Origin of the sequence: Microbacterium paraoxydans (assembly GCF_018224615.1) — a bacterium.
Lineage (GTDB): Bacteria > Actinomycetota > Actinomycetes > Actinomycetales > Microbacteriaceae > Microbacterium > Microbacterium paraoxydans_B.
Map to the genome: position 1 here is coordinate 186505 of NZ_JAGTUK010000002.1, position 13718 is coordinate 200222.

The following is a 13718-nucleotide window of genomic DNA, read 5'->3' on the forward strand; positions in this document are numbered from 1 at the left end:
ACCGTCGAGCCCGGAGAACTGACCTATGCATGACGACACCTCGCTCACCGTCGGACGCGTCAAGCGAGTGCTCGACGAACGCATCCGCCCCGCGATCCACTCCGCCTCCGTGCCGCTGACGGTCGAGGTGCATCAGCTGCCCGGGGAGCCGATCCCGCCGAGCGAGGGTCTCGCCCTCGACTACGCGCCCGGCGCTGTCGGCGCGCTCTGGGGCCCCGCGTGGGGCACCACCTGGTTCAAGCTCACCGGCCGCGTTCCGGCGGAGTGGGCGGGCCGCCGGGTCGAGGCGCTGATCGACCTCGGCTTCGACGTGAACATGACCGGGTTCCAGTGCGAGGCCCTCGCGTACCGGCCGGACGGCACGCCGATCAAGAGCATCAACCCGCGCAACCAGTGGGTGCCGATCGCCGACACCGCCGCGGGCGACGAGCCGGTCGAGCTGTACCTGGAGGGCGCGTCCAACCCCGTGCTGCTCGACTACCACCCCTTCCTTCCCACGCAGGAGGGCGACATCCTCACGTCGTCGCCCGAGCCGCTGTACCGCCTGCGCCGCCTCGACCTCGCCGTGTTCGAGCCCGAGGTGTTCGACCTGTCGCTCGACGTGGAGGTGCTGTTCGAGCTGCAGGCCGAGCTGCCCGCCACCTCGCCGCGACGCATGCGCATCCTCCAGGCCCTCGACGACGCGCTCGACGTGCTCGACCTGCAGCGCATCGTCGAGACCGCGCCCGACGCCCGCGCCCGCCTCGCCGACGTGCTCGCCGCCCCGGCCGAGGCCAGCGCCCACCGCATCTCCGCGGTCGGCCACGCCCACATCGACTCGGCGTGGCTGTGGCCCGTGCGCGAGACGATCCGCAAGGTCGCCCGCACCACCTCCTCCATGACCACGCTCATCGAGGAGCAGCCCGACTTCCAGTACGGCATGTCCAGCGCGCAGCAGTACGCCTGGATCAAGGAGCACCGTCCCGAGGTGTGGGAGCGGGTCAAGGCCGCGGTGGCCGCCGGGCGCTTCCTCCCGCTGGGCGGCATGTGGGTCGAGTCCGACACCGTGATGCCCACGGGTGAGTCGCTCGTGCGGCAGTTCGCGCAGGGACAGCGGTTCTTCGAGCGCGAGTTCGGCATTCGCTCGAAGGGCGTGTGGCTGCCGGACAGCTTCGGCTACTCGCCCGCACTGCCGCAGCTGATGCGTCGCGCCGGCTTCGAGTGGTTCTTCACGCAGAAGATCTCGTGGAACCAGCAGAACGTGTTCCCGCACCACTCGTTCCTGTGGGAGGGCATCGACGGCTCGCAGGTGTTCACGCACTTCCCGTCGATGGACACCTACAACTCGCAGCTCAGCGGCATGGAGGTCGCGAAGGCGTCGCGGCAGTTCAAGGAGAACCGGGTCACGTCGCGGTCGATCGCCCCGGTCGGCTGGGGCGACGGCGGCGGCGGCACGACCCGCGAGATGACCGGCAAGGCCGAGCGCCTGCGCGACCTCGAGGGCAGCGCGCAGGTGGTGTGGGAGCACCCGGACGACTTCTTCGACGCCGCGAAGGCCGAGCTGCCGCACCCCGCCGTGTGGGTGGGCGAGCTGTACCTCGAGCTGCACCGCGGCACCCTCACCAGCCAGCACGCCACGAAGGCGCTGCACCGCTGGGCCGAGCACGCCCTGGTGGAGGCGGAGCTGTGGGCCGCGACCGACGCCGTGCGCACGGGCGCCGCGTACCCGCAGGCCGAGCTCGACCGGCTGTGGCAGACCGTGCTGCTGCACGAGTTCCACGACATCCTCCCCGGCACCTCGATCGCGTGGGTGCACCGCGAGGCCGTCGCCGTACTGTCCGAGGTGCTGTCGGATGCGCGCGACATCGCGGCCGCCGCACGCCGCTCGCTCGCGGGGGAGGGCGACCGCGAGCTGCGGTTCGAGCCCACCTCGGTCGCGGGCGGCCGTGCCCTGGGGGCGGCGTTCGTCGAGGCGTCGGCCGCGGCCCCGGTGACGCTGACGGAGACGGACGGCGGGTGGCGCCTCGAGAACGAGCTGGTGTCGGTGCTCGTGTCGGCCGAGGGGCTCATCGTGTCGGCGGTCGATCGCGCATCCGGCCGGGAGACGGTCGCGCCGGGGCGGGCGGCGAACCTGTTCCAGCTGCACCAGGACCTCCCGAACATGTGGGACGCGTGGGACATCGACCGCTACTACCGCAACAGTGTGCACGACCTCACCGCGGTGTCGTCGATCGAGACGGCGCTCGTCGACGGCGTGGCCACGGTGACCGTGGTGCGCTCGTTCTCGGAGTCGAGCATCACCCAGACGATCGTCCTGGCGCCGGGATCGCGCACCGTGCAGCTGCGCAACGACATCGACTGGCACGAGACCGAGAAGCTGCTCAAGCTCGCCTTCCCGCTCGACATCCAGGCGACGCACACCGAGGCGGAGACGCAGTTCGGCTACCAGGCGCGGGTCACGCACACGAACACGAGCTGGGAGGCGGCCAAGTTCGAGACGTCGATGCACCGGTTCGTGCTGGTGCGCGAGCAGGACTTCGGTGCCGCACTCGTGAACGACTCGATCTACGGCTACGACACCACGCGCGAGGCCGGCGACGACGGCGTGACCACGACCGTGCGGCTCTCGCTGCTGCGCGCGCCGCGCTTCCCCGACCCCGACACCGACCACGGGCACCACGCGATCGAGGTGGGCTTCGTGATCGGGGCCGACGCCGCGACCGCCACGGCCGAGGGCATCCGCCTGAACGCCCAGCCCACGCTCGTGCGGGGTGCGCGCGAGGTCGAGCCGCTGGTCTCGGTGGACGGTGAGGGCATCGTGGTCTCGGCGGTCAAGCTCGCGGACGACGGTTCCGGCGACGTGATCGTGCGCGTGTACGAGGCGCTCGGGCGGCGCACCGTCGGCGCCCTGTCGGTCGGCTTCGAGCATCGCGAGATCCGCGAGGTGAGCCTGATCGAGGACGACCTCGACGGGGCGCGGACGGGCGGCGAGCTGCGGCTGCGTCCGTTCGAGGTGCGCACCCTCCGTATCGTCCGCTGAACCCGGCTCCCCGCCGCCCGCCCGGATTCGTCGGATTCCCGCACGCGGCGGCCTTGTGCCGGGTGCGGGAGCGCGGGAGCATGACGGGATGGCGAGCATCGAGGACGTGCGGCGCATCGCGGGCGGTTTCCCCGGCGTGACGGAGACGGTCAACGGCCACACGAGCCTTCCCGCGTGGCGCGTGAAGAGCGGCCAGTTCGCGTGGCTGCGCGATGCCAGGGACACCGACCTCCGGCAGCTGGCCGCGCTCGGCCGGAGCTGGCCGGACGGCCCCGTGCTGGCGGTGCGCGTGGCCGATCAGGGCGAGAAGGAGGCGCTGCTCGCGGCGGAGCCGGAGGCGCTGTTCTCCATCCCGCACTTCGACGGGTTCCCCGGGCTGCTCGTGCGTCTGGACGCGCTCGACCCCGATCGGCTGGCGGAGCTCGTGACGGACGCCTGGCTGCTCCGCGCTCCGGCCACCGTCGCGAAGGAGTGGCTCGCCGCGCACGGCCTGGAGTGACGCCCTTCGTCTCGCTGGCGCTCGCTCAGGGACCGTGGCGTGGGGCTGGCGCTCGCTCAGGGGCCGGTGCGTGGGGTCGCGCTCGCTCGGGGGCCGCGCGCGGGGTCGCGCTCAGGCGGGAGGGAGGCGCAGCACCGTGGGCGACTCGCCGCCCGTGAGGTCGTCTGCGATGCGGAGGCTGCGGGCCAGGTCGTCGAGCGCGCCGTCCAGAGTGCCGAAGCGCTCGCGGTCACTGCACACCGCGGTCAGCGTGATCAGGTGTGTGCCGGTGTCCCACGTATAGGTGGTGAACGGGGGTGTCGCGGGCGAGGGCGGCATCGCCACGACCAGCTTCTCGCCGACCCCGAGCCGCGTCGGGAACGACGTGGTGTCGTCGTACTCCATCGGCATCGACGCCCGGGCGATGCGCACGTCGGCGGTCAGCACCTGGGCGGTCGCCATCGCCACCACCAGTTCGGGCTCGGCCTTCCACGTCCACACCAGCACGCGACCGTCGGCCTTCTTCATCAGCATGGGTGCCGCCTGGCTCATCGCCCACGCGCCGAAGCGGGAGCCGGGACGCTCGGTCGCCCCCACCGCCGCGTTCACCTGGCCGAGCAGCATGCGGATCGCGGCCTTGCGGTGCCGGCGACCCTTCCATCCGAGCGAGTCCGTGACGGGGATCCACAGCTGGGGGTCGGCGTCGGCGTTCAGTCGCATGGCCCCACGCTAACGGCTCAGGCTGGGCGACCCCGGTATGCCTCGGCGGCGCAGACAGGGGCCTCGGGTAGAGTTGCCAGCGCCCGACCAGGGCTTTCCCTTGGCCGCCCCATCGTAAGGCAGCATGTCTGTGACCCCCTCCGACGATCCGATCGATGCGTCGCGCGACGCCGCCACACCCCGTCCGCTGAAGATCCTGATCGGCTGCGACACGTTCGCGCCCGACATCAACGGTGCCGCCCGCTTCGCCGAGCGTCTCGCGGCCGGCCTCGTGCAGCGCGGACACGACGTGCACGTGGTCGCCCCCAACCAGGCGTACCGCCGCGCCGCACCGCACACCGAGGTGATCGAGGGCGAGCCGATGACCCTGCACCGCCTGCCGTCCGTGCGCTGGGCGCCCCACGACTGGCTGCGGTTCGTGTGGCCGTGGCGCTCCAAGCACTACGCGAGGAAGGTGCTCGATCGCGTGCAGCCCGACGTCGTGCACATCCAGTCGCACATCGTGATCGGGCGCGGTCTCGCCCGCATCGCCAAGCAGCGCGGCATCCCGGTCATCGCGACCAACCACGTGATGGCCGAGAACATCCTCGACCACACGACCATGCCGAAGTTCATCGACGACCTGGTGCTGAAGTTCGCCTGGGCCGACGCCAAGCGCACGTTCGACCTGACGCGCGCGATCACCACGCCCACCCGCCGCGCCGCCGACTTCCTGGAGAGGACCGTCGAGGTGACGGGCGTGATCCCGGTGAGCTGCGGCATCGACCGTTCGCAGTACACGCCCGTCATCGCCCCGCGCACCGAGAACCGGCTCGTGTTCGTCGGCCGGCTCACGGCGGAGAAGCAGGTCGAGGTCATCCTCAAGGCCATGACGAAGCTCGATCCGGCGCTGAACGCCACGTTCGACATCGTCGGCGGCGGCGACCAGCGCAAGCAGCTGGAGCACCTCACCGCACAGCTCGGGCTCGCCGACCGCGTCACCTTCCACGGCCGCACCACCGACGAGGAGCTGCGCGCGCTGCTCTCGCGGGCGAGCCTGTTCGTGATCGCGTCGATCGCCGAGCTGCAGTCCATCGCCACCATGGAGGCCATGGCCTCGGCGCTGCCGATCGTGGCTGCCGACGCGGTCGCGCTCCCGCACCTCGTGCACGACGGCGAGAACGGCCACCTGTTCCAGCCGGGCAACGTCGACGAGCTCGCCGCCCGCCTGACCGATGTGCTCACGGCCTCGCCGGGGGAGTATGAGCGCATGCAGCACGCGTCGCTCGACGGCGTCGCGATCCACGACATCAACCGCACGCTCGACACCTTCGAGGCGCTGTACCGCGACGAGCCGCTGCCGGAGTGACCGCATGCACATCGTCTTCTTCGGCGATCAGCACCTGAACTCGCTCGGCGGGGCGCAGGTGTCGATGCGGTTGCAGCGGACGTTCCTGGAGCGTGCGGGGCACACGGTCACCGTGGTCGCGCCGCGCATGCACGCCCGCCGCGACGCCGAGGGGGATGTGCCGGCCGGGGCGTACGTCGACCTGCCGTCCGTGCCGATCACGCTCGACCGCGAGTATGCGATGAGCTGGCCGGGCCGCGGCACCGACCGCGCGCTCGACCGCGCCATGACGCAGCGACCCCCGGTCGACCTGGTGCACGTGCAGGCCGACTTCTGGGGGGCGTTCATCGGCCACCGGTACGCGCAGCGGCACGGCCTGCCGGTGGTGCACACCATGCACAACCGGGTGGACGTGGGCCTCGCGGCGGTCACTCCGCTGCACCGGCCCGTGCTCGCGGTGCTCAACGCGTGGCGCCGTCGGGCCCTGCGGGGCATCGGCATCCCCACGGGCGGCAGCGACGGGTGGTCGTACCTGCGCGGGCTCGCTGCCGGGGCCTCGGCCGTCACCGCGCCGTCCGGTCACTTCGCCAGGCGCCTCGAGCAGAACGGCGTGTTCCCGCGCGTCGACGTGATCTGGAACGGGATCGACGACGACGTCCGTGCGAGCACCCTCGCCGCGGCTCCCGCCGAGCGCCACCCCGGGCGTCCGCGGTTCGTGTGGCTCGGCCGGATGAGCCCGGAGAAGCGGCTGCTGCCGTTCCTGGAGGCGTTCGTGGCCTCGGGCGTCGACGCCGATCTGGAGATCATCGGCGGCGGCGCGCAGCGGGCGGCGGCGGAGCGGATCGTCGCCGGGCGTGACGGCGTGACCTTCGCGGGGCGGCTCACCTATGCGCAGACGCTCGCGCGCATCGCGGCCGCCGACGCGCTGGTGCAGACGTCGATCGGGTTCGAGACGCAGGGCATGACACCGTTCGAGGCGGCGACGCTGGGCACCCCGTCGGTGGTGTGCGACCCCGACATCGCGGCCGAGCTCGAGGGCGGTCTGTGGGCCGTGCCGGAAGCCGACGCGGCCGCGGCGGGGCGTGAGCGGGAGGCACAGCGGGCGGCGGCACTCGCGGACACTCTCCGTCGCGCCGCCGCCGACATCGCTGCGGGGACGGCGCCGACACCCGTGCCCGCGGTGGCGGAGGCGTTCCGGCAGTCGTCGCGCACTGCTGCGATGCTCGGCGTGTACGAGCGCGTGCGGGGCGGACGGTGAGCGCCTGCTGCTCCCGTCAGAGGAATCGGTAGAACATCGAGGCCAGCCACACGGTCACGATGCTGAGCAGCCCGACCGCGGAGATGCCGATCGCGATCCCGGCGTACAGCCGCGTGCCCGGACGGCGTGCCGCGACGATGCCGAGCACGAGCGCGACCGCGTAGCCGAGGAAGCCGACCACGGACGCCGCGCCCTCGACGAACCCGATCAGCGAGTAGCCGCGGTCGCCCATGTAGAGGAACGGGCGGCCCAGGATCAGCAGCAGGTCGAGCACGAACACCACCGCGGCGACGATGAACGCGACCCGTCCGAGGGAACTGCCGCGGTCGGTGCGGGTGGGCGCGGAGGAGGGGAACTGCGGGTACGCCGGATGGCCGGGTGCTGCGGCCGTGGGATAGGCGGGCGGGTACGGCGAGCCCGTCGGCGCCGCGGACGGGGCGGTCGGATACGGGTTCGAGGTCGCGGACACCGGGGGCGGGGAGGGGTGAGCGGCGGGGCCCGGCGTTCCGGGCACCGGGGCTGCGGGGTAGCGGGGCTCGGCGGCGAGGGGAGGGACGGGAGCCGCGGAGGGGGCGGGCGGCGGCACGGGGGCGGGCTCGGCGGGCTGCTGGGGGTCGCTCATGCCCCGAGCGTAGCCGCGCCCTCGCGCCGCGACGAGGGGGTTGCGCGGGTCAGCGGTAGCCGTGGCCCGACTCGGCCTGCTGGTGCACGTCGCGGCCGGCGACGCGGTTCCAGTCGGTCGGGGTGGGGCGGTAGCCGTCGCGGCGCAGTTCCACGATCGTGGCGACGGCCGCCCATCCGGCGATGGCGAGGAGAGCGATGGTGAGTATCATGGCAGAAAAGCTACGCGCGGTGCCTTACGGCCACGAGTGGCAGAAATGACCCTCTACGGCAGAAAACTGCCAAACCCGGGAGAGAGCATGAAGACGGTCGCCTGTGTCGTGCAGGACGGGTTCGCCCCCTTCGAGTTCGGTGTGGCGTGCGAGGCGTTCGGCCTCGACCGCTCCGACGACGGCGTGCCGAACTTCGACTTCCGCATCGTCGCGCCCGACCCGGGAGTGGTGCACTCCAAGCTCGGCTTCTCGATCAACGTCGAGCACGACCTGAGCTTCGCCTACGAGGCCGACCTCGTGGTGTTCTGCCCCGTCCCTCGCCAGTACTGGGGCCGTATCGACGCGCGGCTGCTCGACCTCGCCCGCGCCGCGGTCGAGCGCGGGGCGTGGGTCATGAGCGTGTGCAGCGGATCGTTCATCCTCGCCGCGGCCGGAGTGCTCGACGGCCGCCGGGCCACGACGCACTGGATGTATGCGCACACCATGGCCGAGATGTACCCGCAGATAGACATCGACCCCGACGTGCTGTTCGTGCAGGACGACCGCATCATCACCAGCGCCGGCACCGCCGCGGGCATCGACGCGTGCCTCCACCTGCTGCGCCACGAACTCGGCGCCGAGATCACCAACCGCATCGCGCGCCGCATGGTCGTGCCCCCGCAGCGCGACGGCGGCCAGGCGCAGTTCATCGACCGCCCCATCCCGGTCGCCCCCTCCGACTCCCTGGCCGCGGTGGCCGACTGGGCCGTGGAGAACCTGCGCGAAGAACTCAGCGTCGACCACCTGGCCGGGCGGGCGCTCATGTCGCCCCGCACCTTCGCGCGACGGTTCAAGGCCGAGTACGGCGCGACGCCCGCGGCGTGGCTCGCCCGGCAGCGCATCATCCACGCGCAGCGCCTGCTGGAGCGCACCGACCTGCCGCTCGAGCACATCGCGGGCGAATGCGGCTTCGGCTCCGCGGCCGTGCTGCGGCAGAACTTCGCCAGGGTGCTCGGGCTGACCCCCACGGCCTATCGTGCGCGGTTCTCCTGCGCCGACGACGCGGTGCCGGCCGCGTGAGCCGGTCCGGGCTCAGGCGGTCCAGTGGGCGGGGGACGGCAGCGTCACGTCGCGCACCTCGACACCCGCGGGGGTGACCGCGGCCACGGCGTACAGCAGCGACTGCGTGGGGTAGCCGTGCGGACGGTTGTCGCGGATGATCGCGCGGTCGTCCTCGGGCGGCAGTTCCGCGGAGGCGCCGAGCAGCGCCGTCCACTCCGCGACCCAGTCGGCACTCGCCGCGGCGGGCCCCAGGGCGCGGAACTCGGGCAGCCACGCGGTGATGCGCGGGGTCTCCTCGTCGTCGAGGTCGTCGTGCGCGATCATGTGCGTGCCGGGCGTCACGGGGGTCTCGCGCAGCGTCGCGCCGTCCCACGACACGACCCGCGCCCCGTCCGGCCCCACCTCGAGCAGGTTGAAGCCGTGCATGCGGGGAAGGCCCTGCGGCGAACGGCCCGACACCGACTCCAGCGGCAGCGATCCGCGCGACTCCGCGGTGCCGGGGAGGTCGTGCACGTCGGCACGGTTGAGCAGCACGGCGAGTCGCCGCTCGTGCGGGTTCACCGCCAGCCAGGCACCGCCCGCGCGGCGGTCGCGGATGCCGATCACCCCCGGATACTGCTCCGGCCACCACGGGCCGAGCGCGTCCCACTCGCGGTGGGGATCCTCGTCGCGCACGGCCAGCAGCCGCGCCGAACCGGCAGTCTCGACATCGATCACGACCGTGCACACCCTCCCGAGTCTAGGTCGCGGCCACAGCACACCGGCCCGGCGGCCCCGTGCCTGCGGCAGAATCGAGACGTGAACATCGTGGTCGGGGTCACGGGCGGTATCGCCGCCTACAAGACGGTGCACCTGGTGCGCCTGCTCACGAAGGCGGGTCACGACGTGACGGTGGTGCCCACCGAGGATGCGCTGCGGTTCGTGGGCCTGCCGACGTGGGAGGCGATCAGCCGGCACCCGGTCACCACGAGCGTGCACGACGACGTGGCGAAGGTGCGCCACGTCGCGCTCGGCCAGGCCGCGGAGCTCGTGGTGGTGGCCCCCGCGACCGCCAACACGCTCGCGAAGATGGCCGCCGGGCTGGCCGACGACCTGCTGGGCACCACGCTGCTCGCGACCGAGGCGCCGGTGCTGGTGGCCCCCGCGATGCACGCGGAGATGTGGCGGCACCCGGCGACGCAGGCGAACATCGCCACGCTGCGCGACCGCGGCGTGCACGTGGTGGGGCCGGCCGACGGCGAGCTCGCGGGCGGCGACAGCGGCCCCGGACGGATGTCGGAGCCCGAGGAGGTGTTCGCGGCCGCGCAGGCGCTGCTGAGCCCGGGCGACCTCGACGGCGTGCGGGTCGTGGTGTCGGCGGGCGGCACGCGGGAGCCCATCGATCCGGTGCGCTTCCTCGGCAACCGCTCCAGTGGGCGGCAGGGGGTCGCGCTGGCCGCCGAGGCCGCAGCGCGCGGGGCCGAGGTGACCCTGGTGGCCGCGAACGTGTCGCACGACGTGCGCGAGGGCGCGCGGCATCCGGGCGTGCGCGTGGTCGAGGTGGGCACCGCGGCGGAGCTGGCCGCCGCGATGCACGAGGCTGCGGCGGAGGCGGATGTCGTGGTGATGGCGGCGGCGGTGGCCGACTACCGCCCCGTCGAGGTGTCGGCACGCAAGCTCACGAAGGAGGGCGGGGGCGTGCCGCCGATCGAGCTCGTGGAGAACGAGGACATCGTCGCGGGGCTCGCCGCCGGGCGGCGCGCGGGGCAGCTCGTGGTCGCGTTCGCCGCCGAGACGCCCGAGGACGAGGCGGAGATGCTCGCCCGCGCACGCGCGAAGCAGGAGCGCAAGGGGGTCGACCTCCTGGTGGTGAACGAGGTGGGCTGGGACCGCGGCTTCGAGCGTGCGGAGAACGCCGTGCACGTGCTGGGTCGCGGTGGTGTCGTGGCCGCGAGCGCGGCGGGGTCGAAGCGTCAGGTCGCCGCGGCCGTGTGGGATGCCATCGTCCGGGAGAGGTGACGACGGGCTGGAGGCGCGACCCCCGGAATGGTAAACTTGAGTCAACAAGGCTCAACTTTTAATCCCGCCCCGGACCTCGGCGGCGGGAGCGACCAGAAGGAGTACCTCCAGGAGGAGCGCATGACCACCCCGCAGACCGGATCCCCGAACCAGGAACAGCAGTCCGCCCTCGAGCAGTTCGGCATCAACCTGACCGACCGCGCCCGCGAGGGCAAGCTCGACCCCGTCATCGGACGGGACAGTGAGATCCGGCGCGTCAGCCAGGTCCTCACGCGCCGCACCAAAAACAACCCGGTGCTGATCGGTGAGCCCGGCGTCGGCAAGACCGCCGTGGTCGAAGGGCTCGCGCAGCGCATCGTCGCCGGCGACGTGGCCGAGTCGCTGAAGGACAAGGAGCTCGTCACGCTCGACATCTCCGCCCTCGTGGCCGGAGCCATGTACCGCGGTCAGTTCGAGGAGCGGCTGAAGCAGGTGCTCAAGGAGATCACCGAGTCGGACGGGCGCGTCATCACCTTCATCGACGAGCTGCACGTGCTGATGGGCGCGGGCGGCGGCGAGGGCTCCGTCGCGGCGTCCAACATGCTCAAGCCGATGCTCGCCCGCGGCGAGCTGCGGCTCATCGGCGCCACCACGCTCAACGAGTACCGCGAGTTCATCGAGAAGGACGCGGCACTCGAGCGGCGATTCCAGCAGGTGTACGTCGGCGAGCCGTCCGTCGAGGACACGATCGCGATCCTCCGCGGGCTCAAGGGCCGCTACGAGGCGCACCACGGGGTCACCATCTCCGACAGCGCCCTCGTCGCCGCCGCCGCACTCTCCAACCGGTACCTGCCCGCCCGGCAGCTGCCCGACAAGGCGATCGACCTGATCGACGAGTCGATGTCCCGTCTCAAGATGGAGATCGACTCCTCGCCGGTGGAGATCGACCAGCTCAAGCGCCAGGTGGACCGCCTCAAGCTGGAGGAGCTGGCGCTCAAGCGCGAGAAGGACGCCGCCTCGAAGGAGCGTCTGGGTGCCCTGCGCGAGCACCTGGTCGAACTGGAGAAGGAGCTCGCCGAGCTCGAAGCCCGCTGGGCGCGCGAACGGCAGGGCCTGAACCGGGTCGGTGAGCTGAAGAAGCAGCTCGACGACGCGATCACCCAGCGCGACCTCGCGATGCGCAACGCCGACTACACCAAGGCGTCCAAGCTCGAGTACGAGACCATCAAGCGCCTGGAGCGCGACATCGCGGAAGCCGAGCAGGCCGAGGCGACGTCGTCCACCGAGCCGCGCATGGTCAACGAGCAGGTCACCGAGGAAGACATCGCCGCCGTGATCGCCGCGTGGACGGGCATCCCCGTCGGGAGACTGCTCCAGGGCGAGAGCGAGAAGCTGCTGCACCTGGAGAACGAGCTCGGCAAGCGCCTGATCGGGCAGAAGGACGCCGTGAAGGCCGTGTCCGACGCGGTGCGCCGCTCCCGCGCGGGCATCAGCGACCCCGGCCGCCCGACCGGATCGTTCCTGTTCCTCGGCCCGACCGGCGTCGGCAAGACCGAGCTGGCCAAGGCGCTCGCCGCGTTCCTGTTCGACGACGAGCACGCCATGGTGCGCATCGACATGTCGGAGTACGGCGAGAAGCACTCCGTGTCCCGGCTCGTCGGCGCCCCTCCCGGGTACGTCGGCTACGAGCAGGGCGGGCAGCTCACCGAGGCCGTGCGGCGGCGCCCCTACAGCGTCGTGCTGCTCGATGAGGTGGAGAAGGCGCACCCCGAGGTGTTCGACGTGCTGCTGCAGGTGCTCGACGACGGGCGTCTCACGGACGGCCAGGGCCGCACGGTCGACTTCACGAACGTCATCCTCATCCTCACGTCGAACCTCGGCTCGCCGATCCTGATCGATCCGGTCCTGTCGCCCGAGGAGAAGCGCGAGCAGGTGATGGCGCTCGTGCGGCAGGCGTTCCGTCCGGAGTTCCTCAACCGGCTGGACGACATCGTGATGTTCAGCGCCCTGAGCGAGGACGACCTCGCGCAGATCGTGGAGCTGTCGGTCGACCAGCTGCACGACCGGCTGCGGGATCGCCGGCTCACGCTCGCGGTCACCCCGGATGCCAGGGCGTGGCTGGCCGAGCGCGGCTACGACCCGATGTTCGGGGCGCGGCCGCTGCGGCGCCTCATCCAGACCGAGGTGCAGAACAAGCTCGCGACCGCGCTGCTGTCCGGCAACGTGCACGACGGCGACACGGTCCGTGTGGACGTGGCCGCCGACGGCACGGGCCTGGTGCTCACCGCCACCTCGCCCGCGCCGGAGCCGGAGTCGGACGACGACGACGTGATCGAGGCCGAACTGCTCGACGACTGAGTCGGGCGGCTCCGGCCGCGGCACGGTACAGAGAAGGCCCGGGAGGCAGTGCCTCCCGGGCCTTCCTGGTGCGTGCGTGTCAGGCGCTCAGGATGACGGTCTCGTCGATGGGGCGACGAACGCGCGGCGCGACCTCGCGCTCCTGCAGCGGCTCCGGCAGGGCGGCGATGTCGCCCAGCTCACCGAGCGCGATGACGGTGGTGGGGGTGAAGCGGGGCTCCAGGTCGGCGAACTCGCGCACGACCTCGGGGTCGAAGCCGCTCATCTGGTGCACGACCAGGCCGTCGTGGTGGGCCTGCACCGAGAGGTGCGCGACGGCCTGACCGAGGTCGTACAGCGCGTGGGTGAGGGGCGTGCCGTCGGCGGTCTCGGTCTCGGCGATCGCGACGATCAGCGCGGCCGCGTTGCCGGCCCACGCCTGGTTGAAGCCCATGAGCGCGTCGACGATCTGCGCGTGGAGGGCGGTGCCGCGGCGGGCGACGAGGAAGCGCCAGGGCTGGGTGTTGTTCGCGGAGGGGCTCCAGCGCGCCGCCTCCAGGGCGGTGGCGAGCTTGGCCTCGTCGATCGCGTGCTGTGCGTCGTAGGCGCGGGGGCTCCACCGGCCGGCGAGGACGTCGAGGACGGGGTGCTCGGTGGGCGCGGTGCGGTCGATGACGGGAGTGCTCACGGATGTGCCTTTCGGACGGTGGGATGGATCGGACTCCGTC

Annotated in this window: 12 protein-coding genes; 7 read left to right on the top strand and 5 right to left on the bottom strand. The window is 72.2% G+C overall.

Translation table 11 applies throughout. The features are described from left to right. Positions 1-25: 25 nt before the first annotated feature. Together KE274_RS06545 and KE274_RS06550 are read left to right on the top strand one after the other, a co-directional pair. Positions 26-3019: an alpha-mannosidase gene (locus tag KE274_RS06545; protein WP_211542043.1), complete on the top strand. Its 2994-nt coding sequence runs from the start codon at positions 26-28 to the stop codon at positions 3017-3019. A gap of 88 nt (positions 3020-3107) precedes the next feature. Further along, positions 3108-3518, top strand: a complete 411-nt coding sequence (locus tag KE274_RS06550; RefSeq protein ID WP_211542045.1) for an MmcQ/YjbR family DNA-binding protein — start codon at positions 3108-3110, stop codon at positions 3516-3518. A 111-nt stretch (positions 3519-3629) separates the two neighbouring features. Here the strand turns inward: KE274_RS06550 and KE274_RS06555 are convergent, their stop codons facing one another. After that, positions 3630-4217 (bottom strand): hypothetical protein, encoded by a 588-nt coding sequence (locus KE274_RS06555; RefSeq protein ID WP_211542047.1) that lies wholly within the window; start codon positions 4215-4217, stop codon positions 3630-3632. Positions 4218-4341: 124 nt separating this feature from the next. On the opposite strand from KE274_RS06555, the gene KE274_RS06560 reads away from it, so the two are divergent. Together KE274_RS06560 and KE274_RS06565 are read left to right on the top strand one after the other, a co-directional pair. Continuing rightward, entirely contained in the window at positions 4342-5565 is a 1224-nt protein-coding gene (locus tag KE274_RS06560; protein WP_211542049.1) for a glycosyltransferase, read from the top strand. Positions 5566-5569: 4 nt separating this feature from the next. Further along, positions 5570-6802 (top strand): glycosyltransferase, encoded by a 1233-nt coding sequence (locus KE274_RS06565; protein WP_211542051.1) that lies wholly within the window; start codon positions 5570-5572, stop codon positions 6800-6802. Positions 6803-6818: 16 nt separating this feature from the next. Here the strand turns inward: KE274_RS06565 and KE274_RS06570 are convergent, their stop codons facing one another. Together KE274_RS06570 and KE274_RS06575 are read right to left on the bottom strand one after the other, a co-directional pair. Beyond that, positions 6819-7424, bottom strand: coding sequence for a hypothetical protein (locus tag KE274_RS06570; protein WP_211542053.1), 606 nt, complete (start codon positions 7422-7424; stop codon positions 6819-6821). Between the two features lie 49 nt (positions 7425-7473). Further along, on the bottom strand, positions 7474-7635 hold the full coding sequence (locus tag KE274_RS06575; protein WP_211542055.1) for a hypothetical protein: 162 nt from the start codon (positions 7633-7635) through the stop codon (positions 7474-7476). Positions 7636-7722: 87 nt separating this feature from the next. On the opposite strand from KE274_RS06575, the gene KE274_RS06580 reads away from it, so the two are divergent. Further along, positions 7723-8694 carry a GlxA family transcriptional regulator gene (locus tag KE274_RS06580; protein WP_211542057.1) on the top strand — a complete coding sequence of 324 codons (972 nt, stop codon included), beginning with the start codon at positions 7723-7725 and terminating at the stop codon, positions 8692-8694. A 12-nt stretch (positions 8695-8706) separates the two neighbouring features. Here KE274_RS06580 and KE274_RS06585 read toward each other — a convergent pair whose 3' ends face one another. Beyond that, positions 8707-9405, bottom strand: coding sequence for an NRDE family protein (locus KE274_RS06585; RefSeq protein WP_211542059.1), 699 nt, complete (start codon positions 9403-9405; stop codon positions 8707-8709). A gap of 69 nt (positions 9406-9474) precedes the next feature. Here KE274_RS06585 and coaBC point away from each other — a divergent pair, with 69 nt between their 5' ends. Then, the gene (gene coaBC, locus KE274_RS06590) at positions 9475-10674 is read left to right on the top strand and encodes a bifunctional phosphopantothenoylcysteine decarboxylase/phosphopantothenate--cysteine ligase CoaBC (protein ID WP_211542061.1); all 1200 of its coding nucleotides are present in this window, start codon (positions 9475-9477) and stop codon (positions 10672-10674) included. 120 nt (positions 10675-10794) lie between these two features. Continuing rightward, entirely contained in the window at positions 10795-13011 is a 2217-nt protein-coding gene (locus KE274_RS06595; RefSeq protein WP_211542063.1) for an ATP-dependent Clp protease ATP-binding subunit, read from the top strand. 79 nt (positions 13012-13090) lie between these two features. Here KE274_RS06595 and KE274_RS06600 read toward each other — a convergent pair whose 3' ends face one another. Beyond that, on the bottom strand, positions 13091-13678 hold the full coding sequence (locus tag KE274_RS06600; protein ID WP_211542065.1) for a nitroreductase family protein: 588 nt from the start codon (positions 13676-13678) through the stop codon (positions 13091-13093). Positions 13679-13718 lie beyond the last annotated feature (40 nt).